Genomic DNA, 24,762 nt, shown 5'->3' with positions numbered 1-24,762 from the left:
TTTCTACAATAGCTTTGCCAGTTGCTGCGAGTCCAGCAAGGCTCGGCAGGCGTTTCCAGCGAAGGCGCTCACCTTATTGCGCCGCAAGCTGCCTCCGCCGCGTGAAGGGTGCGAGAAGCCGTTGCAGTTGCTCACGCCGATGGCAGCCTGCAGGTCAGTCAGGCGGTAATTGTAGCCGAGTTCAGGATAGTTCTCGTAGATCACCTGTTTCGAGCAGTGCCGGACTGTGTTGGTAACGCTCATGCTGTGTTGGCCGACTAGCATGCATGACCTTGTCTCCTGCTGCTCGGGGGTAGGGTCACGCGTGATCCGAGTACTAGGCGACGTTTGCAATCCGACGTAGGCGCAGGCTTGAACGCAGCGCCGATCGCCCGGGAGAGTCTCAGTATAGCCCTATCCACGCCGTATTCTGGTCATGAAGGTTATCATTATATCCCCAGACGAAATTTCTGGTTGTATAAGCGGCGTTTCGTTAAGACGATAAATGGTCGTTTATTGTCGAGGGGGTTCCTTCGGGATACTGTTAGTGATTAATATTTTAACTGGAGAAACACATGAAGTTGATAAATTCCGAAAAGGGAATGCTGTGGAAACACTCGGAATGGTTGAACAACTCACGCGAGAGGACGGAGACAGCCGCGTCGAGCCCAACATCGACCGTGACGACCGAGGCTCCCACTTCCACCGCTTCCGCGCCGACGGAGACAGCCGCGTCGAGCCCGACATCGACCGTGACGACCGAGGCTCCCACTTCCACCTCTTCCGCGCCGACGGAGACAGCCGCGTCGAGCCCGACATCGACCGTGACGACCGAGGCTCCCACTTCCACCGCTTCCGCGCCGACGGCATCCACGCAGCCGGCGCAGGGTCTTACCCACACCACCACACCGATCCAATCGGAGTACGATGGCCAGGTGATTGAAAATCTTGACATCTACGTCACCAACGGGGACGCGGTCACGATTACGCACGACAATGTCATCCTGCGCAATTGTCGTATTCATCACGTCGAAGGCGACGGGGTGATGGTATCGGGCGCAAACGGCGTCACGATCGAGAACACCGAGGTCATCAACGCCGACCCGCCGGCGGGAATCGACCCCGAGACGAGCCCGAACATCAACAACATCAATGCAGAAAACGCCTCGAACCTGACCGTTCATAACACCACGGTGCGGGAAGGCTCGACTGGCATCTATCTCCTGAACTCGCCCGGCGCGGATCTTTCGCACGTCGATGGCTACGACTTCCATGGCCCCTTCCCGCGCGGTCAGTTCGTCCAGTTCAACAACTCGGGCAATAGTTCGCTGACCGACTTCTATGCCGTCAACGACGCCGCCAACTCGCATCCTGAGGACATCGTCTCGGTCTATGGTAGCCCGAATACGACGATCTCTAACGGGGTGATCGACGGTAACAACTCCGTGACCGGCGTCGGCGTGATGTTCGAGAACGGATCGACCGGCGGCAGGGTGCAGAACGTTGACGCCATCCATCAGGGCAATGGCGCGTTCTCGTCCTACGCGAGCGATGTGACCTTCGACGATACGAGGTCGTTCGACGGTATCAACGCCGACCAAGGCCGCGGGGCTTCCTCGTCGAATGGACTGATCTGGAATGTCAGCTCCGGCGGGGTCAGCGTCCTGAACTCGAGCTACACCAACGCTGGCAACCCCAACAACATCATTTGGGACAAGTCAAAGGCGGTCGTAGCCGACGTGCACGAGGATGCCGCCGCCACCCCAATGGCACACATCGATAACCAGTTCGCCTGGGACTACGCAGTCTGAACAGGCGGCGCAACCGGCTGCAGCAGACGGTTGCGCCACACTTCAGCACGGTGAGATGGGGCAGGGCTCGCGCTCGGACCAACTCGGCGGGTGGTTCCGTCGGGGGATTTTTTGCATGAGACCTCGCCTGCCCTGCCGCCTTCCTCGCTCGTGAACAGAGGCCTGAAGATGGCCAGGTTAGAGCGCCCTGCGACCGCTTCACTGGATTCGGATAATAGATGACAAATTTCTCCTTGCACGTGCCCTCGCCGCTGGCGGTGGCCTTGCGCGAGATCCGTCCGGGCCTCTGCGCGGCCGGCGGGCTCTCGCTCTTCATCAATCTTCTCATGTTCGTGTCTCCGCTCTACACGATGCAAATTTATGATCGCGTCCTAACGAGCCGTAATGCCGTCACGCTCGTCATTATTTCGGTGATCGTGGGCGTGTTGCTGATCACCTATGGGACCCTCGAACATTATCGGGCTCGTATCCTCCAGCAGGCTGGCGTGCGGTTCGACCGGCTCTTGTCTGGTCCCGCCTTCGAGGCGGCGCTTTCCTCGGCGCTGCGTGCCCGCGGGTCGAATCATGCACAGACCCTGCGCGATCTCGACCTCATGCGCGACATTCTTTCGGGCGGCGTCATCATGGCGCTGATGGACGCGCCCTGGGCTCCGATCTACATCGTGATCTGCTTCCTACTTCACCCGTTGATCGGCCTTGTGGCCCTCGTCGGCGCGGTGGCGATAGTGACGATCGCACTCGTAAATGAGCGAGCGACGAAGGGCTTGCTCTTGCGAGCCTCGCTCACGAACACTCGCGCGATCGACAGGCTGGGCTCCTCGCTGCGCAATGCAGAGGCAATTCGGGGGCTCGGGATGGGGCCCGCTATCCGGTCATGGTGCACCGGAATCCGCGAGGAAGCGCTAGGTTACTCCGTCAGCGCGGGCGAGCGCGGCGGCACACTTCTTGCGTTGTCCAAGTTTCTGCGCATGGCCATTCAAACGGCCATGATGGGCATCGGTGCGTACCTGGCTATTAACCAGGAAATCTCCGGGGGCGTCCTGTTTGCGGCGTCGCTTATCATGGGTCGGGCGCTTGCCCCTATTGAGATCATGGTGGCGCAATGGAAAAGTATCGTGTCCGCGCGTAGCGCCCATGCGCGCCTGGAACGCATATTCGAGGAGAACCCGCCCATTGTCGGACGCGTGCGTCTGCCTGACGTCAGGGGTACGGTTTCCGTCGAGAACCTTTTCGTCCTCGCCCCCGGTACGAACACGCCGGTCGTCATGGGCGCGACGTTCACGCTGAAGGCGGGAGAGGTCGTCGCCCTCGTTGGTTTATCGGGCTCGGGCAAATCCTCGCTCGCGCGTGCGCTTGTGGGTGCGTCGCCGCCGGCGCAAGGATGCGTGCGACTCGATGGCAACGATTTGCGCCATTACGATCCGGACCAACTCGGCACCGCGCTCGGCTACCTGCCCCAGGATATTGAGCTGTTCTCCGGTTCCGTGCGCGACAACATTGCGCGCTTCCGAACTGACGCGGCCGATGCGCAGGTGACCGAGGCGGCAACACTCGCCTCTGCGCACGAGATGATCCAGCGCCTCCCCAACGGGTATATGACCGACATCGGGGAGGATGGAGTCGGACTGTCGGGTGGGCAGCGGCAGCGGGTCGGTCTCGCGCGCGCCCTGTTTGGCGAGCCGAGCTTCGTCGTGCTCGATGAGCCTGATGCCAATTTGGACAGCGATGGGAATCGCGCACTGATCCGGGCAATCGAAGGGTTGCGGAGAGACGGAAAGACCGTTGTGATCGTGACCCACAGGCCGAACCTCCTGTCGGCGGTGGATCGAATGATCATCATGCAGGAAGGACGAATAGCGCAGATGGGCAGTCGTGACCAGTTGCTGCCGTCGCTCGTCGGCCCGAACGTAGCGCCGGCACCGCGGCGGCCCGTCTGGGATGGAGGGCGCGCCGGACCGCCGGCGTCAGATCCAGCGCTCCTCCGCCGGACACGCGTCGATGCATAACGAGTCGAAACCAATGATGATGCCTGACACCTCGAAAAGGACAGCAATCATAGCACGGGTTCGCGGGCTCCCGACGCGGATGGCCCGCTCGACCCCTGCCCCCGCTTGTACAACCGCGGTGGGGCCGACACTTTCCGCGCTCTTGCGTGCAGGACGGGTGACTCGAGCTAGCTTCCCGCAGATTTTCGCGCCGTTAGATTTTGCCGGCTCAGACCACAAGCCGGCGCACGCAAACCTCTCCGGCGACTGGCGCAAGCCCGCGCGGATGGGCTTTGGCATCGTCGTGCTGACCTTCGGCATCCTCGGCGGGTGGGCCTCTCTGGCCAGCCTCGACAGCGCAGTGGTCGCTTCGGGTACAGTTGTGGTCGAAACCGACCGCAAGGCGGTTCAGCACCTTGCGGGCGGTATCGTGCGTGACATTCTCGTCTCGCCCAACGCACATGTGACCGAGGGTCAGGTGCTCGTGCGCCTTGATCTCACCGAGGCGCAGGCGCAGGGCGAAATCGCGAGGTCCGCTGTCTTCTCGCTGCTTGCCGAGAAGGCACGGCTGCAGGCGGAACTGGACGGAGCCGAAATGGTCACTTTCCCGCGCGAACTCACGCTAGGGAGCGCCCCCCTCGCCCAGCGCGCGATGGAAGACCAGTTGCGACTGTTCAACAAGCGCCGCTTGGCCCGTACGAACGAGGTTCCCATTTTGCAGGAGCGCATCGCCCAGTCCGAACGGAAGATCGAGGCCATGCAATCCCAAAGCGAGGCTGTGCGTTTGCAGATCGAGAGTGTCACAGAAGAGCACGATATGCTGGCGCCCTTAGCCCATAAGGGCATCATTCTGGGCACGCGGCTGACCGCGCTCAAACGGCAGCAGGCCGATCTCCAAGGTCAGCTTGGTGCCTTCCTTGCCGGAATAGCGGGCGAGCGCCACACTATCGGCGAGGCGCGACTCCAGATCGAGCAAGTCGGGCGCGAGGCCATCGAAGAGGTCTCGGCACAGTTTGCCGAGACCAGTGCCAAGCTCACCGACGCCGGCGAAAAGCTGCATGTTGCAGATGACGTGCTCAACCGCACCGAAATACGCGCACCGCGGTCCGGGCGCGTTGTCGGCTTTAAGGTACACACGATAGGAGCCGTGGTTCGCCCCGGCGAAACCTTGATGGAGATCGTCCCTGATGACGACACTCTGATCGTCTCGGCGAAGATGTCGCCGGTCGACATCAACAATGTTGCCGAGGGCCTTCCTGCCGAGATCCGACTGCCTTCGTTCAAGGCTCGCTCGACGCCGGTCGCGATCGGTGAGGTGCAGACCGTTGCCGCAGACGCGCTCCATGACGAAGTGACGCGTGAGCCCTACTACGAGTTGAAAGTTTCCGTGCAGGTTTCTCAGTTCCCCGAACAGGTCCGCGAGAAACTTAGGCCCGGCATGCCGGCGGAGGTGATCGTTGCGACCGGCGAGACGACCGTGCTGTCCTACTTGACGCAACCTCTGACGGACGCGTTCCGTCTCGGCATGCGCGAAAACTGAGCCTTTGCCGGGCTGCTGGCATCCTGCGGTCGACCCCTTCCTTAGACGGGATCAGGGTAGACCGCAGAGACGCGGCAATATGGCAGGATCGATGACCGCTGGCGCAAAGATCGGGCCAAGCGCTTCCGTTTCCACGGCCGCCTCCAACCCACTTAGGCATTCCGGACTACGCGTCATCTATGGTCGGCCAGAACGACCAAAGTAACCAAACCATTCTAAGGCTTGCGGCCAGGACCAGAGTGGAAACGTTTCTTGCTGCCCCATCCATGTCCGGGACGTGCGCCATGCGATGCGGCAATAGCTTGCGAGTTCAAGCTCGTGCCAAGCAACAGAGCAATGGATGGAGGTGTTACAACAGCAAAACGCCCGGCATTCTTTAGAAATTCACGACGTGCCTGTTCTTCCGGGACAAGTTTATCTGTCTTTCCTTTGGAATATTTCCCGCTCTTCATCAACGTACTCCAGGCTGAGAATAACAACTCTAACCACATAATCTAACATTATGAGACTTGTGAAGACACCGCGCCATCGGGATACAATTCAGGAAATTAAGTATTACTACACTTTTGACCCGAGATCGCCGTCAAGGAGGATGCTAGTGGCGCGGCGTCCAAAGTCGAGCGGACTCCGTCGGCCCAAGCCATCGCCATGTAGGAGTCGCCACATACCCCACAGCGAATTGCCGACCAGGCGCAATGGAACGCCGAGGGCGGGATGGTACAAGGGGAAGACACGCCGCCAGTGTTGAAAGCGAACCAATGGGCGCCGCACATATTGCGCCGGTACTCTGACGCCAAAGAAGTGCCTCAACGCCAGGAGTTGAGTATCGAACGCGTTCCGCGCGTTCTGGTCGGGCAAGGATGTTCGGAGCACCGCCCAATCCAGCTTATGCTGTTCCGCCAGCTGTGCCAGATCATAAAGGTGGCGAAAGTCGGTCCTTCCGCGCCAGTAGTCCGCCTCCTTGATGAGATCATGCATGATCCAGTGGAGGGCACGCGACTGTGGGGCGGGGATTTTCGCCCTAAGACCGTGACGGCGGGCAAGCCTCGGGGGCTCGCGGTCAATCTCCCGGTACGGCCGGAGCTCTAGGAGACCGACGTCTTGCGGGCGCGCCATGCCACCATCGACAGTCACTTCGGCATAGCCAAGCTTGGCAAGGCAAGCCCGGGCAGCCCCTTCTTTGGCCGTTTCCACAGCCAAGTCGAGATCGCTCATGATCCTGTCGGGAACCCTGCCGCTCGACGAAAGGAACAAGGGAACGGCCCCTTTGAGCAGGACCGGAACGACGCCCCCCTGATTAAGGGCAGCAACGGCTTCATTCAGCTGGCTGCGCAAGCGCAAATTGCGTTCCCGGTTGCAGCGGTAAATGAACTGAAGATACTGGCCCACGTCTTCGGGGAGCCGGTCAAGCTGGCCCGTGTGCGCAAGAGTGGCGAACAAGACGGGCGTAAGCAGAGTGTGGTTGGCGAGGGCAATTACCGCCTGCCAGTCGGCCGTTACCACCAGGCGGCCGCTAAGTCCCGCGATCAGGGCCTCGAGCGCATCCCTGGTGGGCTTCATCGGCACGCCGCCTTCAGCAGTTCCAACGCGTCATCCAATTTGGCATAGGTCAGGCAAAAGCCCTGTGCTGATCGGATGATTTGGCAAAGCACGTCGAACGCGGTGCTGCTTAGCTCTTTATTCCGCGCAAAGGCGCCGTTCAGCAAGCCACCCAGGATGTCGGTCGGGTCAATCACCCGCAGTGAAGGTTTGGCATCCTGCGTCCGACAGAGCAAGACCACCCAGCCCACGGGCCGGGGAACTGGAGGGACATGATCCTTAGGCACAAGAAAGCGCACGCGCCTGCGATCGGGGCGCCGGTAAACCGGAGACCTGCCGAGTTCGGGGAAATATTGTCCGAGAATGGACCATGATCCCGATTTGACTGCAGGCGCAAAAGCAACGCCGATACCCTGTCCGGCCGAGTCGAGAAGTGTCACATCGTCTGCCGCGAAGCCATACCCCGCGTGGACCAGCGCCAAGGTCAGCGTCGTCTTGCCCGAGCCGGGGTTACCACAAAGGAGGAGCGTGCGGCCGTTCTTGAAAAGCGCCGCCGCATGGAGGGCGAGTTCATATTCACTGTGCCCAAGCACTTCGGCCAGCAGTTGCCCTTTGACCATAATGGGTATCTCGTCTCGACCACAGGAATCAGTCCAGTGGCCATCCCGGAACAGGTGGATCCGCTCCCTACGCTCAACCAGATGGAATAGAACGTCGACGGCCCTGTTTCGAACTTCGAGATGCTGAAATACGGTCGCGGCCGGAAAGGCGACGGCCGCCGGATACAGTATGCGCACACACACGCCTGGAACAGCAACGACCTGGCAGATACATTGATGAGCTGCGGTTGGGCACGGCGGTGGAGCAGGCTGGATTAGGCCGAGCCGTTCCCAGTATTGAAGGGCAGCCTCGACATAGCCATAGGCCTCTTGCCTATCAACGCCACGGGCTGCCATCTCGCCCAAGATAGCCTCGACCGGCACGCCTTCTTCAAGCGAGCGCCAGATATCAGCCGCAGTGTCATTGAGCGCAAAAACTACCCCCTGCGTTGAACTGAGCAGGATATTTTGCCCTTTGATGCATGCAAGCCGCCCTTGGGGAACTAACCTCGCCGTAGCATACTCGACAAGGGGAGGCCCCGCAGTTCGGTCAGTGGTTCGGGTTTGTTGCGGACTCACAGAAGCCGTCATCCTCGTTTGTCTGGGCGTGGAGATCGTTCGATTCGAGTGGAACTCACGACCAGAGAGACACGATCTTCGTCAATCGCTCGAGTCATAGCATTCCTCTCCGCTCCCATAGCGGTAACTTGCCAACGCCGTTGCCGTGCGGGCACTTTTGCTTGAAGTCGCAGGTTGCATTGAGCGGTCGCTGTGTTTCGCACTGATCATCGCTTGCATTCAGATGTTCTGTAACAGCGCCTTTGGTAGTAGAGCCGCACATCTCATGGTGTCGAGCCTTGCAAATCAATCACTTGCAACACAAAATCGCCTCCAGCGGCCTCGAATCGGCAAAGTTGGGCTAGAAGGCGTTTCGCCCCGTCCAGATGCGGGGGATGGTCAGAAGCAGGATCTTTACGTCGAGCCAGACCGACCAGTTGTTGACGTACCACATATCGTGTTCGACACGCTTGATCATCATGTAGACATGCGGCGTCGCGCCGCGGCAGCCATTTATTTGTGCCCAGCCGGTGATCCCCGGCTTCACCTTGTGCCGAGCCGGATAGAGAGAGATGATCTGGCTGTATTCGCTGTCATGCGCCAGCGCGTGCGGCCGTGGGCCTATCAACGACATGTCGCCCTTCAGCACGTTCCACAGCTGCGGAATCTCGTCGATACTGAACCTTCTCAATATGCGCCCAACGCGGGTGACGCGGGGATCGCCCCTGCAGGCTTGAGGGACAACAGGCCCGTCCTCCAGGATCGTCATCGTTCGGAACTTATAGATCTTGAACGTGCGGCCATTGAATCCGGCCCGACGCTGACAGAAGAGCACCGACCCCCTGGATTCGAGCGCAATCAGCGCCGCTGCAACGGCCAGAGGGGGCAGAAGAAATGGAAGGGCGGCAGTGGTCAGCACAAGGTCGAAGAGCCGCTTCGTAAGCAGCTGAGGCGCCGTTAGGGGCGCGCGTTGCAGTTCTATCGCCCTCGTCCCCCCCAGGTTGACGACAGGTCGCTTCAAGAGCGCGCTAACGACGTGGTCCGGAAGGAGCCTTACGGGTACCGGAACCACGCAAAGGTGAGCCGTGATTTTCTCAATCAGGGATATGTCAGCCCAACTGACAGCAAGGACTATCTCGTCGACAGAACGCCGACGCACATGTTCAATGAGCTTATCCATACACTCAAGGAGCGAGCCCTCGCTGGATGCCGCCGGCAATGTAATCGTTTGGCAGACGTCGCATCCGGAAGCCTCGATTGCCTGGACTACGTCACTTGGCACGCGCACGTCCGATTGCGTTACGATCACTATTTGCGGTTTGGCAAGCATGTCCGACCTGGTCAAGGAGGCAAACAGTCGTCCGGCGCCCAAGCGCACGAAGATGATGCCGCCAACTCCCGTCACGAAGAACAGCATGACGGCTTGGCGCGAAAACATGTCTCCCACCTTGAGTGCAAGCGCCACAACCGACAGGCAAAGAAAGACCGCCGTCCAGATCAGCACGACCTCCTTGATCTGAGAGGCCAGCGACCGCGGCTCGGAACTCAGAGATAGCCCGCGCGCATATGCGGAAGTCGAAAAAAGGGCGGCTACAACAACACCGAGCCCGAAGTTCCGGGCGTACTCGCCGAAATGTCCGAAACTCACAAGATCATATACCATTCCCGAGACGATGCTGAGTAGCACTACGGACATTGCCTCGAGAAGCGGAAACGACTGCAGAAGAACATTGCCCTTGAGGTTCCACCGCGGTGCGTTTGACGTGACGCCCGCACGGGGGTCTTCATGAAGAAGTGCCATGACGTTCACCTGCGTTCAAAGCCGCATCCATCCACCAATGTCATGACGACCGCCCCCTCCTCGGCTGAAAACCGCCGAACTCGGCTGAAAACCGCCGAAATGCCCAGCGTGACTGCATCCGCCGCCTGCGGTCATTGCCCCTTCACGCGAAGATCGATTGCCGTGGCTGCGGTAGCACTCGGTTCTTGGAGTTGAGAGAATGGCAGCGACACTGTGCGAATCCAATTCGGCATAAGCTCTAACCCCAAAGGGCAGAGCCGGCGGACACACGACCTTCTCCTTGCCCGCCTCCGGCGCCTGTTAGCTCTACGGAGTACCTCGAAATGAAATGCTCTCGCGCGCAGCACTGGAGCGGCGGACGCTCCGACGGAAGCAACCGGCTCGGAACTGCCGCTCTTTCTCTTTGTTTGAGCACCGTTGAGCACCGAACCCGAAACCGGTTCCCACTTTCGGGCCTGATCGTCTAGGCGAGCGCCATCGCATCGGCAGCGATCTGTCGCAGCAGGGACTTGCGAATGTGGAGTCGCGGGAACGGCTCCATTCCGATCGTGACAAGGATGTGCTCCCAACGGTAAACCCAATCGTGCATCTCTAGGCAACGGACCGCGTTTGTTCGGCGCAACAATTCTGTGCGGCGGGGGTTTGCGTCGAGTTCGCCAATTACGTCTGCGATACTGCTCGAGTCTGGTGATACCTCGATCACCGCGTCTTGCCAGTCAAAGTGCTCGCCGAATTCGGCGCATTGCGGCGCGGTCCCAAGCATGACGGCGCCGCCCGCGGCCCCTTCGAAGAGACGGGCAGGCAGCACCTGCTCGCCGGCAACCGTGACGGACTTGGAGTTTGCAAGTGCCGCTGGACTGAAAGCCATGAAATAGCGCGTGCGCCTGATGATATTGGCGAGCAGCAACCGATGCTCATGCCAGTCCCTGACCCGGGAATCTGCGCTTGCGAGCGTGTCGTAGAGATAGAAGAAGTCCCGGTCTTGGGCCAGGTTCAGAAGCTGCCGGTGTATTTTCGCGGCTCGGTTGCCGAACGAGTATACGTCGACCACGCGTTTGACCGGCGACAGATACGGCGTTGAAATAAGGCCGTCGACAGCCGTGGCAAGAAAGGAACAGGGCGTGCGGGTGTATTGAGGCAGGCGCGGTAGGCACGCGCTGTGCAAGAGGAACACGTGGTCGAACTGGTCCATGAGCTTCAGATATTGGCGGTCCTGTTCGAGCGTGCTCGACCAGAGTTCGAACAGATACGCGACAGCAACCTTGCAGCGGCCGCGCCAGTCGTGGATCCGAGACAATTCTACAAGACTTTGCGGGCTCCAGGCGACGAAGAAGAAAAGGTCATAGTCTTGCGTGAGCTGAACATGCTCCATGGTTGGTGCGTTCTTCAACCCTAGCCCTTTCCGAACCGCATTCGTCAGTCGGTTGAAGTCACGCTGGACGTTGTGAGGGTCGTGTTTTGGCAAGACGGCGAGAAAGCGTCTCGTCAGGTAGTTGTCGAGGCCGGGGGCTATCAGGTCGGCGTCCTCGCATTCCGCAACAATGCGGCAAAACTCATACGCCAACGCAAAGTGTGCTCGGTCCTTCGCATTGAATTCAGAGGCAACAAGTGTACGTCTTTTCAAAGGAGATTCTCCCGGCAGTTGTCGTTCAGTTTTTCGGCTACCCCGCTGCAGCCCGTCACGGCCGGCTTGTCGCGCTCCAGTGCCGGGAGGGGTTGCCGGCCAAGGATCATGTCTGCCGCCTTTTCCGCGATCATAAAGACTGCGGCCGAGGTGTTGGCCGAGGGAACCGCGGGCATGATAGAAGCATCAACAACCCGGAGCCCCTGCAGGCCGTGGACCCGCAACTGGTCGTCCACGACAGATGCAGCACTGTCAAATAGGCCCATCCGGCACGATCCGCACAAATGATAGGTGGTCAGCCCGATTTCGCGGGCGAACTGAAGACAGTCGGCGTCGTCGGTTATTTTCGGGCCGGGAAGCTCTTCCGTGCAGTTGTAGCGCCTTAGCTCGGGGGCGCGAAACAGCTGCTGCACGGTCTTCATGCCGTCGATAACGACCTGCCGGTCCTGATCATCGGCGAGATAGTTGGGCTGGATGAGCGGAGCTCGAAACGGATCGGCCGAGACGGCCCGCACGTGTCCGATGCTCTTCGGCCGCAACTGATGGTAGCCAAGCTTGATGACAGGAAACCGCCGCGCGCCGTGGCCGGTATAATTGCCCAGGGCAAGTTCAAGCTGGATATCGGGGGTGGAGTGAATATCCCGCGAGTTGACGTACCCGTAGACGAGCGATGGGCCGACGGCGAGAAAGTTCGGGCGGCCCAGCATCCATTTGGCCGCCTCGCGCAGGAGGGCGACGCCGTGTCCGCTGACCGTTTCAATGCCCTCTACCCGGGCGATCAGGTGGACCGTATAGTGGTCCTGGACATTTGCACCGACACCGGACAATTCGTGCACGAGCGGAATCCCGAGCTCGGAGAGCATACCCGCAGCACCGACGCCAGACTGCTGCAGCAGCTTTGGTGAGTTCGCGGCTCCGGCGCAGAGGATCACCTCGCTACGGGCCCTGACCTCGCTCACGGGATCACCCGGCCCTCGTGCATACCGAACGCCGACGGCCCGCTTTCCCTCGAAGAGGACGGCGGTGGCCTGCGCTTTTGTGCGGACCTCCAGGTTCTTCTTTCTGGCGATCGGCCGTAGGAAAGCCCGCGCTGCGCTCACGCGCCATCCTTTGTCGATATAGCGCTGATAGTAGCCCACGCCGGCCTGGCTTGCTGCATTGTAGTCGGGATTGCGCGGGATACCGGCATTGAGCGCGGCCTCAATGAATGCATCACAAAGCGGATGTCGCCAATCGCAATCTGTAACCGGAAGCAGCCCGTCTGTCCCGCGGTAGAAGGGATCGCATGCCCCAAGCCTGCGTTCGCTTCTCTTGAAGTAGGGCAGCACGTCGGCGTAGCGCCAGCCTCGATTGCCCTGGTCGGCCCACTCGTCGAAGTCCGCAGCGGCGCCACGGTTGTAGATCATCCCGTTAATTGCGGTCGAACCACCCAATGTCTTGCCCTGCGGCATCGGAATAGAGCGATTGGCCGTCCCCGGGTTCGGCTCCGTTTCGAACTGCCAGGCATATTTCGGATTCGAACATGTCTTGTAGAGTCCCGCCGGAATGTGCAGAAGGATGCTGCTGTCAGGCGGCCCCGCCTCGAGCAAGCAGACCGTGTTGGTGCCGTCAGCCGCCAGACGATTGGCCAAGACGCAGCCTGCCGCCCCAGCTCCGACGATCACATAGTCGAAGACATCCGGCCCAACCGACATCGCTACCCGCTCCGCTTGTTACCACCGTCAAAGAATGGCAGGGATTCCGGCAGATGGCTCTTTGTCCATCGGTATTAAGCCTTATGAAGGGCTTTCGCGGCCTGCCGCCGATCTGCATTCTTGGGGAACCTGAACCGGCTGGCGCACAGGGGAAATGGGATGCCTGACGACACCTGGCCGAAGAAGCCGCCTTGCCGAGAGGAATGGATTCGGCCTGTCCCATCTGCATCTCGACGGCCACCTCCATGTCTCCGCACAAGCCGAGCCGACGTCTGGCACCCGAACGGGTCGGGCGGATAACTTCCATGTCGCGCGGCCGGCAGTCTCTTGAAGCCTCGCGCCTTGATCGGCGCTGGTTCCTTGCCAGGCTGCTGGCGCTGCCCGTCTCGGGCGTCGTCGGCGGAGCGCTGTATCTGGGCAGGGGCGCGGCCGCCTTTCTGCGTCCAAGCGGACCGGTGCTCTCGCGCGCAGATGGGCAGATCATTGAAAATCTTGACATTTATGCCCCGAGAGGCAACGGGATCACGATACTCCATCAGGGCGTCATTGTCCGCAGCTGCCGCATTCGTCATGCCATGGGCAGCGGGATATATGCCCAGGGAGCCGCCGGAATACGCTTGCAGGACCTCGAGATCGATCATGTCGGGGCTCCCCCCTCGGGGGCCGGACCAAGCCAGAACCGCAACAACATAGAGCTGGAAAACTGCCCCAATGCGATCATCATCCTTGTCAAGGCGTCCCGCGGCTCCTCCAATATCTATGTCGTCGACTGTCCCGGCACCCAGATGAAGTTCCTCGAACTCCACGACGCGCGCGGACCGTTCCCGCGTGGACAGAATGTGCAGTTCAACCGCTCTCCGGATACGAGCCTGGAAGAATTCTCGGCCGAGAACGGTCCCACCTCCTGGACCGAGGACAATATTTCCGCCTTTCACTCGGATCGCTGTACAATTCGGCGTGGACTCGTCTTCTACAACAACAGCCCCACGGGCGTTGGCATCATGCTGGAGGGAAGCTTAAATTGCCGGGTCGATGACGTCGATGCCGTTCAACAGGGTAACGGCGCCTTCTCGGCCGTTCCGCAGGGCAAGGTCGAGAGTGGCGGTTGCTCGTTCGACCGCTGCCGGAGCCGGGACACTTACAACGAGCCGCGGGACGGCAGAGATGCCCCGACCTCCAACGGCCTGTCGTTCCATACCCGGATATCAGAAGGCGCTGAGAAGCACAGCGTCAAGGATTGCTGTGTCTATGCACTGGCCAACGCCGACAACATCATTTGGGAGGCGACGGCAGTGCAGGCTGGGTGGTCCATCGCGCGCAAGGCATTTGATCCCAGGCCTCCATTGCGGCTTGCCTTCAACTGGTAGCGGACCGACTGGTGCACTGACGCGTCACCTTCCCCCTGCCTTACCGGCGACGACGCCAAAAGAGAAGCAGGTCTGACAGCATTGACCGCAATGGCGACATCCCAAGCGTCCAGAGAGGCGCCGATGCAAGAATCATGCGTCCCGTCGTCGTGCTGCTGTCGATCGGAGTATCGATGATGCGAAGACCGACTCCTTTGTCACCAAGCCTTTCGATGAGTGCCAGCACTTGCCGCGTTGTGCGCGCAACACGGTAGGGCTTCGTGACAGCGATCACATCGCCTTTCCTGGCACACGCAATCGCCCTCTCCAACTCCGACGCCAAACTAAACATACCGGTCTTCTCGTAAAAGAAATTCTCGGCTCCGCACCGGGCAAGATGAAGCTTCTGCTCCTCCAGACTGGCGGCGGATTCGAATGTATTGATCCGACAGTACCCGATGATCATGACTTTAGCTTTTCCCGCCGGCCCGAAGGGGAGCCATAAGCTCCAGATATTGCCTTGCGACTCTATGGGCATCGAACTGTCCTGCCCGCTGGCGGGCGCCCGCCGACAGCCGCGACCAGAGGTGATCATCGTCCAACACCCCCCTCATTGCTCCGGCCATCGCCTCTGGTTGCCCAACGACCACTGCCCCATTCACGCCATCCGCGAGGAGATCCCGGCTGAGCCTTGAAGATCCGACGATGGGCGTGCCGCTGGCGATCGCCTCCATCACCGTTGCCGAGGCGACAGGGACCGTATAGCGCGTGGGGAAAGCGGCGACGCGAACGCGACTGTGTAGTTCGCGAACGCGTGCTCCCTCTGCCATGCCGAGAAGGATCACGTGCCCCCTTATCTCTTCAGGAAGAGCGTCGACCGCCTCCGTCACCGGTGGTGTGATGTCACCCGTCAGGTAGAGCCGTACGGAAGGGTCGTTGAGGGCGCCGAATGCACGGATCGTCGCCTCCGGCACCTTGTAGGGCGAGGTGCCGGCATGGAGGATTGCCCGCTCGCGATCTGCCAGTCCACGGGACGCATATGACTGGCGATCGATGCATTCGGGAATTTTCAGGATTCGGTCTCTTGGCAGCCCAAGATCTTGCACGAGTTCTTCCTGAAGCTCGGACGTAGTGGCGACGACGTGGTGGCAGCGCCGCGTGCTTATCCGTCGAACGGCTCCCCAGACCGCCGCAAGCGCCCCGTTCCGCCTCTGAAGATCGTGGACGATCTGGACGATCGTGCCATGCAGAGGAAGCGGCACCGTCTCGCTATGGATGACAAGGTCGGGCCGGAACCGATTGATGATGCCGATCGCCCGCAGCCACGCCGCGACCGAGGCCGGCCCGGTCAAAGGCGTCCGGCTCAATCCGATTATCGGTAGCTCGAGGCGAGGTGCAAGAAGTCGCTCGAAGTTAGCGCGGCTTTTGAAGGTGCCGACCACGATCAGCACCTGGTGCCCCAATTCGAGCAACGCCTGGGCAAGCGCCACAATGAAGATGCTCACACCGTCAGGCGAATCCAAGGGTTCGCGCCGGGTCAAGACAATGCGCATTTGATCACACCGTTAAAATAGGGGCCTGCGAGCGGCCGCAGCCTCCCGTCGCACCGTGTTTCAGCAATGGAAGCAAAAAAGGACCTCTCCGAGGTATGTGAGGCGGTAGGATCGATCCTCGGGGCATATCGATCAACGACAAATAGCGAGTACCCCGGCCCGCCGGCACGGCCGCACTGCGCTCGTTCACGTGTGAAGCTTGGTCTGCCCGTGGTCCGTTCCTCCCGGCGCGGGTCTAAGCTGACGAGACTACCACGAAGGCCCGGATCGGGCGCTTGACCACGGACTCATAGATCGCCATCAGCCGATTGAAGTTTGCGCCGTTACGAATAAGAGGCCGAGGGCGGTCGGCTCCCGCCGTACCGATGACGTGATCGCAGTCATGGCCGGTCCCCCGAGCCGAGTGGGCCTGAGCCAGCAAACCATATCGGAACGATCCTCATCAGCCGCAAAAGGCGAACCGTGTAAAAGCGAAGCGGTTGCTCGCGAAGATGCTCGGGCGGAGCGGTCACGATCAGACCGTCGTCAATAAGGACATGGCTGCCAGTCGAGGCATGTATCGCCGTATTGAGGACGACATGCTCGCAGCTCTCGCGATCCCGGGCATCGATGTAGGAGTGGGCATAGTAGGGTTCCGCCCGGTAGAGGCAGAGGCCGTTGAAAGCCGAGACGCAGTGCCGCAGAGAACTCGCCGACACGCGTTTCTGTGCATCGTGGACGCATCGTGCCAGGGTGGAGCGATAGGTGAGCGGATTTCGTTTCGCGCGAATGATAGTATGCTGAAGATTCTCCATGAATAGGCCCTCGCACCGCAGCGCCAGCAGATCGTAGTAGCGCGGCTTCGAGTTCGCGGCCACGGCGAAGAGGCTCGCGTCGGCGGCGAGCCGATCGAGCGATGAGACGAACGCGGCGACCGTAGGGGGGGCTGCGAACACGGAGTCCAGGTCGACGACGCAGACATGGTGCGTGGCGGGATGGTTTTTGCTCGCGTGCAGGCGAAGGAATTCGCGACCGGCCGCCATGCGCGGCAGCCGCTCGGGGATCGTCGCCATAAAATCCGTCGCAAGGATCTCGACCGAAGCATCGGCCCGGAAGTGCTCGAGGAGCAGCGCGCGCGTGTCATCCGTTGACCCGTTTTCGCCGATGGCTGCCCGGACCCGCAGGCCCGCACCCCGCAGTTCGGCGATGAAGCGGAAGAAGTTCGGAAGCGTCCTCGCACAATTGCGCGCGAGTCCCAGGAACAGGATATCGCAGGGGAGAGGGACGGTGACGCTCATCACGCAAGCACCTTCCGGCCGAGCCGATAGGCCGAGCGCGCGCACATATAGTCCGGCTCGGGCGCATTCCCCAACAGAAGGCCGTCGAGAGCATCCTTCGAAAGAAGTGCGGCGTGAACCAGCAAGACGCGCATCGGTGGTCGCTCCTTTGAAACTCAGTTCGGCACTGCTGACCCCCGTGGCGACGGCGCGACGGCTCCGGCAAAGTCGGCCTTTGGCAAAACGACCTCCACAACGTCGCCGGGCGCAAGCCCGAGATCTTCGCTTCCGGGGAGCGTCTCGGCGCCCTGCTCTCGCTTTCTATGGACTGTCATCTCGGGCCGACCCGCGGCTGTCAGCAGGGTGGATTGCGCTTGACCTGTAAGCGCCAGCTTCTGCGCGGTACCCTCAAGACGCGCCGAGATCTGGGCCAGATTCATATAGGCCCCCTGTAGCTCTCCCAAGGCCGCGATTTGTCGTTCACTGTCGATCTTGTTCAGCTGTCTGACATATTCGCCGCGCTGGCGCTCAATGTTCGATGCCTGGACGATCGTCTCGAGCAGTTGGGTTGATGACATAAGCACCGCTCGACGGGCCTCAGATAGGCGCGTGGTCGGCGCCAGGCCCTTTTGCAACAGCGTCCTGACGCTCTCGTAATCGTCGGTGTCGGCCTTGCTTCCCTCTTCGTCCTTCTTCTTCTTTTCAGACAGGAGCTCCAGTTGCAGGCTGGTCTGCTCGACAGCACGTCGCAGAAGCTCCTTGTCCTTTTCACTGTCTGACAGACGAGCTTCGATATGCGCTATTGCCGCTTGCTTCAATCGTTCGGCGAGCGCCTCAGGCACGGGCACGTTCTCGACATGTTCGACTTCTTCGCCGAGTTCGGTGCGAAGGCGCCAAATGCGAGCCTGTTCCGTTGCGAATTGCGCCCATAGGGCTTTGTATTCCGAACGGAAATCGGCCGCTTCCATGAGCGGATTGGCGATGCGAACCTGGGCAGCGCTGTAGCCACCCGCAACCGCCACAGCCTGTCGGACAGTCATACCAGGCCGGAAGATGTACTCTCCCGGCCTGGCCACATCACCATAAACATAGATGGGCCGGTATTCGGCAACTGAAATGAAGACCTGATCGGCCTGGATCAGGTGCGTTATCTCACGGCCGTCCGCGGTCCCCTGCCGATACTGCTTGCTGGCGAGACTGCCAGCGATTATTTCCTGCGCTTGTTGAATGGAAAGGCCGCTGACTTGAACCGCTCCAACCAGCGCCAAGTTCACCTCGCCGTCCACTCCGATCTGCAATCGCTGCCTGAAATCCGGAATACCAGGGACCGATACTTCCAGCGCATCTCCGGGCTGTAGCTTGTAGTCGGCAAGTGCCGCTGTCGGAATCAGAGCGATGGCGCCAGCGAACGAAGCAAGGCGTGTCGAAGCCATGGTCATCGACAGCGCCGACAACAAGGATCTCAACAGCTTCATGGGTCCCCCAACGGTTTGCCCCGTATCTCTACGGGCGACTGAGCACGGGTTTCTCCGGCGCGGGCGAACCTGCGCAGTGGATGGCCCTATGCTACCAGAAGAGGCATGGCCGAGGCCGAGGCAAAATGGCTGGCTCGCTGGCTCTTTCGAGGCACCCCTCATGGAAACGGACGAGGAAGCCTAATCGCAGGCGTGTGCGCACTGGCCGGACGGCTCTCATGCCCCTACCGTGCCAAAACCGGTACGACGCGCACCTCTTCTACCGAGAGCGGTGGATCGCCTGTCTCGGACGGACCGCATCCGTGTTCGGTCAGGCACGCCAAGAACCTTGCTGCATTTCGATCCCATTTGGCGGAACGGGTTCCGCATCCTCGGCCCAAGCGCTGGCGCGAAGTGCAGTGAGGTAGCCGTATGAGAATGCAATTCCCACTATCTGTAGAGGAGTCTCCAAGACTGCATTGACGAACATCGCGAGGAAAATCATGACGAAGACCGCCGAAGCATGGTTTCGAACGCCGCGCGGCAGTCTGCGTGGTGGGAACGCCGCCGCAATTGCAGATACAATCAAAATGAATCCAATGACTCCCGTCCGCAGCATGGATTGAAGGAACGAGTTGTGGATTCCCGTTGAGAGTATCTCAAGCATCCTGGCATGCGTGATGTTCCTGGTGTCAGGAAGAAAGGTGAAATCCGCGAAACCCGGGATCTCATATCGCCACTGAACCGACTCTTTTCCAAATCCGATGCCAATGCCGTATGTATCCGCCACGGATGCGAGTGCGTCCGAAATGAACGCAAGTCGGATCCCGGCGTTCGGGTCCAAGGCAAAGGTTTGAGGTATGAAATTCAGCCCGACGCCATAGGCAGCAGTTAATGCCGTCGCCAGAGCTATAGCTACCAATCGGCCTGGCACGCCAATTAGAATGACCACTATGGTGACCGCGAGCACCTTGAACTGACCCAAGGGGCTCACAAGGGCAAATCCCAATAAGAGCAAAATGCCGCCGTAGCGGCGCCAGTCATTCGTCAGAAAAATACTGCCTGCAATGAAGAACACGGCAATTGCAATGTTATTGAGGAGCGAGCCGTAGAGAATCAGCATCGTGGCTCCCGGAGGTGCGCCCTGGTATTGCACACCCTGCTGAAACATCACCGCCGGCGCGACAACGAGAGACAGGAACAGGAAAACGGGTGCCCCAAAAAAGGCATTGCCGCTCATCAGCCTGCGGCGGAAATAAGCCTTGGATGCCCATGCGACGGCGAAGAATCCCACAATCGGGACGATTTGCCTTATGACTGCTTCTTGAAGGAAGTGAACCTGCCAGGAATCCGGCATCAGCCCGTATCTGGACATCAGGGCAATGAAGAGGCAGAAGGCGGTGTAGACCGCCAGCAGACGAGGCGGCACCGTCTGCCGCAGCACGGCATAGGCCAGACAGACACCGACCGGGATCACTATGAAGAAAGGGCCAAGCAGTTTAAGCGATATTGCCAGGGCGCAGGCCAGCCAAATGCCGGAGAGAAAGAGCGTGTAGTCGAGCACGTCAGGGGAATGGCTGCAAACGAGGTCGACCGGCTTTGAACCCTTCCTGCGTGACAATGTCGCTGGCGAGGTCATGGCCTGTATTCCCGGTTAGGACTGAAAGCCGCACGGTTGATCCTGGTCAAAATTACTGCCGAGAGTTTCTCTGCGGGGATGATGCGCAGAATTCCCTCGAGATGGTCCGCGTAAGTGCGGCGTGCCTTCAGCACCAGGAGGACCTCGCTGATGACGCCCATGGCCGCTTCCAGATCAGCAGTGCGGTCGGTGCTGTGAAAATCAACCACTATACAACTGTATTCTTGCTGCAGATGCTGGAGTGCAGCGGAGATGGCGAGCGAGGCATTCAAGTCGGAGATTGACCCCGTGGGCCTGAGAGCCAGAACTTCCAGCCCTTCCTGATCCGCGGGAATGGTGGCAAACGCCCTGGCGAGCTTGCGACCTGGCTCCGCGTTCAGCATTGGCTGGTCCATTGATGGCTTTTGCCAATTGGCATCAACGAGCAGTGTCTTTTGCCCGGTCGCCGCAATGACCCTTGCGAGATGAACCGCCACCGTGGAGCTTCCGGACTTGCCGAGGGGTGAAGCAACGCCGATTACAAATCCACCTTGGCCGCCCTGAACTCCGCGCATCCGGGTGGCAATCTTGCTCACTTGGCGGCCCTGAACTCCGCGCATCCGGGTGGCAATCTTGCTCAGCGAGCTGTGAAGCTCGGGAGCGTCCTTTGAGTAGACGGGCTGCAAAGACTGCTCGCATGGTCCCACAACATTCCACCTGCGGCGGGGAATTCTGGGGATCCCTACAATCCGATCAAGGCCGGTCGACCTGTGCACATCCTCGACCGTTATCAGGCGGTGGTTCAGTGCTTGCCTGATCAATGCATGACCAACGCCGGCAACCCCACCGGCCATAACGGAGAGCGCTACCACCAGGACCGTGGGCGGCCAACTGCGTTGACGAGGCGGTTCGGCCGCCGTGATGACCCTTGCGCTCGGGATCAGTGACGAGGCGCTATCCGATTGGCTCCGCTGCAGAAGGGCATTGTAAAGCGAGCGATAGACCTCGGCCGCGCTCTGCTGTTCGCGGAAAAGGATTCTTGCCGTCTCCGCGGATTCAGGGTCCGACGGTAGTTCCTTCAGTGATTCGGTTGCAAACGCCTTTTCCCGAAGTTCGGCCAGCCGCTTGTGCAGATCAGATGTTTCTTCCGCGCGAGCAGCCCGCCGGCGTTCGCGCTGATTTCCGATGTAACCGTCGGCGATCGCGTTCGCGAGCATGGCCGAGAACTGAGGATCGGTAGAGGTGACCCCGATCTCGACGGCGCTGGAGAAACCCAACTGACTAACGGAAAACGCGCGCCTCACAAGGACCATCGCCTGATGCCGAATATTTGGCTCCACCGTCGGCAGTTCGGTGCCGAAGAGAGACGCCAATTGGCTCCGCACGTAACTGGAGATCCGCGCGCGCAAGCTGTCATCCATCACAAACTCTTCGTTTGCTAGGCCAGTGTCGTCAACAACGCGTCCGACGACCTCGTCCGACTGAATGACCTGGATCTGGCTCTCTACATAGACCCGCTCATCTGCCTCAGCTTCGCCCGGTTGCGAAGCGGGCGGAGATGAAAGGAGGATCGTCGCATAGGCGGTGTAATATCCAGGCGAAAGGACCGCATATGCGCCGCCGACACCCAGGCTCAAAACCATCCAGAGGAGGCAAAGGCGCCAACTGCTTCGAACAAATCTCAAGATGTCTTTCGCGGTCAGCTCGTCGCGATCCTTGGGGGGGATCGGCTGGTGAGGCGACCCGGACGGCTGAACGACAATGTGATCCATGGCGGACATACAGACTCTCCTACGACCGAAAACGATCGGCCTCGTGCTCCAACGGCGCGGATTGGAACGCCGGCGGATACCCTCCTACCCGGCCTGCATCGCAAGCCGCCGCCGTGCGAAGGACGGCCGCTCCGCCAATGAGGAAGAAGCCGGTTGAAACCACCAGCACGACGACTTCCTTCGCCACCATCGCATAAACAATGGCTTGCTCCGCCATGACGAAGGACAAAAAATATGAGGCCACCAGGAATACTAGCAGGCCGGATGCGTTAAGGGCGGCCCATTCATTTTCATATCCGTAACTAAACATGAATATATTTGATGTGAATGTATTTATGTTCATCAGCAATGGTATAATTGCCATTGCGCGCACAATAGGTGTCGCTCCTGAAAATTCATCTCCAAAGAGGAGCAATATTATATATGGAGCAACAAAGAACATTACGATACTCATCGCCGCTCCGCCTGCTACGGTGAATAGTGACCTCCTTATCAGTTGTACCCCGGCAGCAGGGTCTACATGAGCGTAGTATGAAACCCTCGGTATGAAGGTATCCATAAGCAACCTGAAAAATACCCGCGCGGCTAATAGGAATTTTTCGGCGACAGAATACTGTCCGGCTGCGACATAACCTGCGAAATGTCCGACAAGGGCGACAGGGAGGGTGACGAGGGCAACATCCACGGCGGTGAAGAAGAATCCGCTCCAGCCGTTGCGTAGCTGCATTCCAATCGCCGAAAGCGTCACGGACCTGAAGCCGCCGAACCCGATCGGAAGGATGAAAGGTAAGCAAATGACGCCACTGACGACGGGAACTGCGCTTTGGATGGCAACGGCGAGCGCGACCTGGTCAGGTGATGCGACCATGGCGACGAAACAGACGAGCGCCAGAACGCGAGCACCAACCACCGCGACGGCCGCCTGCCAGGCGCGTTCCAGGCCGACGAAGAGCCAGGCCGGAAAAATAATGCCGCCGGCGGCCGAGAGCATCGCGCACAGGAATGTCGGCCTACTGAGCGCCAGGACGTCGCCGGCCAGCACAAAGCCAACCAGGCATACGGCAACGAACAGCACTGCCTTGGTGGCCATGACCTGAGCAGCGAGTGACGCGATCGCCGCCGGCTCGTATCGAAGGGAAGCAACCCTGCGCTGCGCGGTCCAATGAAATCCATAGGCCACGACGACGGCAGCGAGTTGTCCGATGGCGAGCGCATACGCGTACTGCCCGAAACTCATGGGTCCGAGGACACGCCCGGCATAGGGCAAGATGATCAGCGGCTGCAGGACGTCGGTGACATGCAGGACAGCCAGACTGGCGGCCTGTTTGCTCAGAGTCATGGTAGCCTCCAGTCAGGTGCCTGTCGAGGCAATGCAAACCACACCGTCCAGATATGGAGAGCGCCGCCTCCCAGCAGCGCCAAAGAACAGCCGCCCGTGAAGGAGTTGGCGCAGATCAGCAACACGGCGGTCCGAGTGTGTTCACTGGTTCCGCCTCCCTCTAACCGTCACGAAGGCTGCGCCTGGGACGCAGCGACGCCTGCAGCAAAGCCAGGATGAACAGGCTGTTCGTCACGAGATACCTGCTCGCCAGGCGGCGGGGATCTTGGAAGAGCCGGTGCAGCCATTCCAGCCCGCTCTTTTGCATCCATTGCGGCGCCCGCTTGACGTCTCCGGCGTGGAAATCGAAAGCTGCTCCTACCCCCAGCATGACCGCATTGATCCGGCCGCGATGCGCCTGCATCCAGCTTTCCTGCTTGGGACATCCGAGCCCCACCCACACGATCCTCGCACCGGACTGATTGATCATTCTGACCACTGCCTCATCTTCCTCGGCCGACAGAGGGCGGCGCGGAGGTGAGTAAGAGCCCACGATGTTTATGCCGGCAAACTCGGTTCGAATGCACCCTCCGAGACGCTGGAGGGTGCCCGGGCTGCCGCCGTACAGGAACATTGGCGTGCCGAGTTCCGATGCCCTCCGGCAACAAATCCACATGAGGTCCGGTCCGCTGATGCGCGGCTGATCCGCGTGTCCCTGCCGCCTCAGCATCCAGGCCACCGGCGCTCCATCCGGCGCGACAAGGTCGGCGCTATCCATCGCTTCGGCATGGGCGCGATTGCGGCGGGCGGTGACGACACTGTGGACATTGCACAGGAAAACCGTTCGGCTCTCCCGCCGTAGGGCCCAGTCGAAGACGCAGTTGATTGCCTGCGCCAAGCCCAGGGCGTGCACGGGTACCCCAAGCACTTGCTCGCGCAACTGTCCCTGATCGATCGCGAGCTCTGTCATGCCGCCCTCGATTGCTACAATGAGTGAGCCATCACAGCCTGCGAGCACTTCGAGTTCAATTGCTATTCCGACGGGAAGCTGGCGGGCGGCGCGCTCACCGGAGGTACCTAAAAGGAAACTCCCTTGTTCTCTCCGTTGCGGCCGGCACGTCGTCAGCGGCCACATCGGCGTCAAGATCGTCACAGTGTCGCCCGACAACAATGCCGTAGGCAAACCCGCGGTGTGGGGCTTTTCCTCCTGCTCGACGGCGCTGCGCATTTCATGCGCTCTTTCGGCACCACGAAGAGAACAAGGGAGTTTCCTTTTAGGTACCTCCGGTGAGCGCGCCGCCCGCCAGCTTCTCCG

General features: G+C 60.2%; 21 protein-coding genes and 1 pseudogene. 5 read left to right on the top strand and 17 right to left on the bottom strand.

Translation table 11 applies throughout. The annotated features are described in order from the left end of the window. Nucleotides 1-3: 3 nt before the first annotated feature. Nucleotides 4-243 (bottom strand): hypothetical protein, encoded by a 240-nt coding sequence (locus BQ8794_RS04315; RefSeq protein ID WP_425293520.1) that lies wholly within the window; start codon nucleotides 241-243, stop codon nucleotides 4-6. Nucleotides 244-538: 295 nt separating this feature from the next. Then, nucleotides 539-934, bottom strand: a complete 396-nt coding sequence (locus tag BQ8794_RS35475) for a hypothetical protein (protein WP_167378626.1) — start codon at nucleotides 932-934, stop codon at nucleotides 539-541. Here BQ8794_RS35475 and BQ8794_RS04310 point away from each other — a divergent pair. From BQ8794_RS04310 to BQ8794_RS04300, 3 genes are all read left to right on the top strand, one after another. After that, nucleotides 915-1,790 (top strand): right-handed parallel beta-helix repeat-containing protein, encoded by an 876-nt coding sequence (locus BQ8794_RS04310; RefSeq protein WP_167378625.1) that lies wholly within the window; start codon nucleotides 915-917, stop codon nucleotides 1,788-1,790. The two genes, BQ8794_RS35475 and BQ8794_RS04310, sit on opposite strands and share 20 nt — an antisense overlap. Before the next feature lie 218 nt (nucleotides 1,791-2,008). Then, nucleotides 2,009-3,796: a type I secretion system permease/ATPase gene (locus tag BQ8794_RS04305; RefSeq protein ID WP_077373609.1), complete on the top strand. Its 1,788-nt coding sequence runs from the start codon at nucleotides 2,009-2,011 to the stop codon at nucleotides 3,794-3,796. 265 nt (nucleotides 3,797-4,061) lie between these two features. Then, a complete protein-coding gene (locus tag BQ8794_RS04300) occupies nucleotides 4,062-5,315 on the top strand; it encodes an HlyD family type I secretion periplasmic adaptor subunit (RefSeq protein WP_077373606.1) in 1,254 nt (417 codons plus the stop codon). A 215-nt stretch (nucleotides 5,316-5,530) separates the two neighbouring features. Here BQ8794_RS04300 and BQ8794_RS04295 read toward each other — a convergent pair whose 3' ends face one another. From BQ8794_RS04295 to BQ8794_RS04270, 6 genes are all read right to left on the bottom strand, one after another. Then, a complete protein-coding gene (locus BQ8794_RS04295; protein WP_143744463.1) occupies nucleotides 5,531-5,767 on the bottom strand; it encodes a hypothetical protein in 237 nt (78 codons plus the stop codon). 106 nt (nucleotides 5,768-5,873) lie between these two features. After that, nucleotides 5,874-6,875, bottom strand: a complete 1,002-nt coding sequence (locus tag BQ8794_RS04290) for a nucleotidyltransferase family protein (RefSeq protein WP_077373600.1) — start codon at nucleotides 6,873-6,875, stop codon at nucleotides 5,874-5,876. Further along, the gene (locus BQ8794_RS04285) at nucleotides 6,872-8,044 is read right to left on the bottom strand and encodes a PqqD family peptide modification chaperone (RefSeq protein ID WP_077373597.1); all 1,173 of its coding nucleotides are present in this window, start codon (nucleotides 8,042-8,044) and stop codon (nucleotides 6,872-6,874) included. The genes BQ8794_RS04290 and BQ8794_RS04285 overlap by 4 nt, the downstream gene beginning before the upstream one ends. A 328-nt stretch (nucleotides 8,045-8,372) precedes the next feature. Then, the gene (locus BQ8794_RS04280) at nucleotides 8,373-9,812 is read right to left on the bottom strand and encodes an exopolysaccharide biosynthesis polyprenyl glycosylphosphotransferase (protein WP_077373594.1); all 1,440 of its coding nucleotides are present in this window, start codon (nucleotides 9,810-9,812) and stop codon (nucleotides 8,373-8,375) included. A gap of 463 nt (nucleotides 9,813-10,275) precedes the next feature. After that, the gene (locus BQ8794_RS04275) at nucleotides 10,276-11,436 is read right to left on the bottom strand and encodes a glycosyltransferase (protein WP_143744462.1); all 1,161 of its coding nucleotides are present in this window, start codon (nucleotides 11,434-11,436) and stop codon (nucleotides 10,276-10,278) included. Beyond that, entirely contained in the window at nucleotides 11,433-13,130 is a 1,698-nt protein-coding gene (locus tag BQ8794_RS04270) for a GMC family oxidoreductase (protein ID WP_077373588.1), read from the bottom strand. The genes BQ8794_RS04275 and BQ8794_RS04270 overlap by 4 nt, the downstream gene beginning before the upstream one ends. Nucleotides 13,131-13,435: 305 nt before the next feature. On the opposite strand from BQ8794_RS04270, the gene BQ8794_RS04265 reads away from it, so the two are divergent. After that, nucleotides 13,436-14,497 (top strand): right-handed parallel beta-helix repeat-containing protein, encoded by a 1,062-nt coding sequence (locus BQ8794_RS04265; RefSeq protein WP_078060878.1) that lies wholly within the window; start codon nucleotides 13,436-13,438, stop codon nucleotides 14,495-14,497. Nucleotides 14,498-14,537: 40 nt separating this feature from the next. On the opposite strand, the gene BQ8794_RS04260 is transcribed toward BQ8794_RS04265, so the two are convergent. From BQ8794_RS04260 to BQ8794_RS04225, 9 genes are all read right to left on the bottom strand, one after another. Next, nucleotides 14,538-14,942, bottom strand: a complete 405-nt coding sequence (locus tag BQ8794_RS04260) for a recombinase family protein (protein ID WP_167378624.1) — start codon at nucleotides 14,940-14,942, stop codon at nucleotides 14,538-14,540. A gap of 4 nt (nucleotides 14,943-14,946) precedes the next feature. Further along, nucleotides 14,947-15,981, bottom strand: a complete 1,035-nt coding sequence (locus BQ8794_RS04255; RefSeq protein WP_167378623.1) for a glycosyltransferase family 4 protein — start codon at nucleotides 15,979-15,981, stop codon at nucleotides 14,947-14,949. 428 nt (nucleotides 15,982-16,409) lie between these two features. Then, nucleotides 16,410-17,306: a glycosyltransferase family 2 protein gene (locus tag BQ8794_RS04250; protein WP_077373577.1), complete on the bottom strand. Its 897-nt coding sequence runs from the start codon at nucleotides 17,304-17,306 to the stop codon at nucleotides 16,410-16,412. Then, nucleotides 17,306-17,440 (bottom strand): hypothetical protein, encoded by a 135-nt coding sequence (locus BQ8794_RS36950; RefSeq protein WP_280174555.1) that lies wholly within the window; start codon nucleotides 17,438-17,440, stop codon nucleotides 17,306-17,308. The genes BQ8794_RS04250 and BQ8794_RS36950 overlap by 1 nt, the downstream gene beginning before the upstream one ends. 21 nt (nucleotides 17,441-17,461) lie before the next feature. Next, nucleotides 17,462-18,760: a polysaccharide biosynthesis/export family protein gene (locus BQ8794_RS04245; RefSeq protein ID WP_167378622.1), complete on the bottom strand. Its 1,299-nt coding sequence runs from the start codon at nucleotides 18,758-18,760 to the stop codon at nucleotides 17,462-17,464. Between the two features lie 310 nt (nucleotides 18,761-19,070). After that, nucleotides 19,071-20,378, bottom strand: a complete 1,308-nt coding sequence (locus tag BQ8794_RS04240; protein ID WP_077373570.1) for an O-antigen ligase family protein — start codon at nucleotides 20,376-20,378, stop codon at nucleotides 19,071-19,073. Then, nucleotides 20,375-22,129: a GNVR domain-containing protein gene (locus BQ8794_RS04235; RefSeq protein WP_210189811.1), complete on the bottom strand. Its 1,755-nt coding sequence runs from the start codon at nucleotides 22,127-22,129 to the stop codon at nucleotides 20,375-20,377. The genes BQ8794_RS04240 and BQ8794_RS04235 overlap by 4 nt, the downstream gene beginning before the upstream one ends. 19 nt (nucleotides 22,130-22,148) lie before the next feature. Continuing rightward, nucleotides 22,149-23,468: an oligosaccharide flippase family protein gene (locus BQ8794_RS04230; protein WP_077373564.1), complete on the bottom strand. Its 1,320-nt coding sequence runs from the start codon at nucleotides 23,466-23,468 to the stop codon at nucleotides 22,149-22,151. 160 nt (nucleotides 23,469-23,628) lie between these two features. Then, complete coding sequence (locus tag BQ8794_RS04225; RefSeq protein WP_425293519.1) at nucleotides 23,629-24,465, bottom strand: WecB/TagA/CpsF family glycosyltransferase; 837 nt, start codon at nucleotides 24,463-24,465, stop codon at nucleotides 23,629-23,631. An 89-nt stretch (nucleotides 24,466-24,554) separates the two neighbouring features. On the opposite strand from BQ8794_RS04225, the pseudogene BQ8794_RS37265 reads away from it, so the two are divergent. Next, a pseudogene (locus BQ8794_RS37265) lies at nucleotides 24,555-24,669 on the top strand (bifunctional Delta(1)-pyrroline-2-carboxylate/Delta(1)-piperideine-2-carboxylate reductase); the annotation flags it as partial. Nucleotides 24,670-24,762 lie beyond the last annotated feature (93 nt).

The organism is Mesorhizobium prunaredense (genome assembly GCF_900156895.1).
Classification (GTDB): Bacteria; Pseudomonadota; Alphaproteobacteria; order Rhizobiales; family Rhizobiaceae; genus Mesorhizobium; species Mesorhizobium prunaredense.
This window is presented reverse-complemented; position numbering and strand designations above follow the sequence as displayed.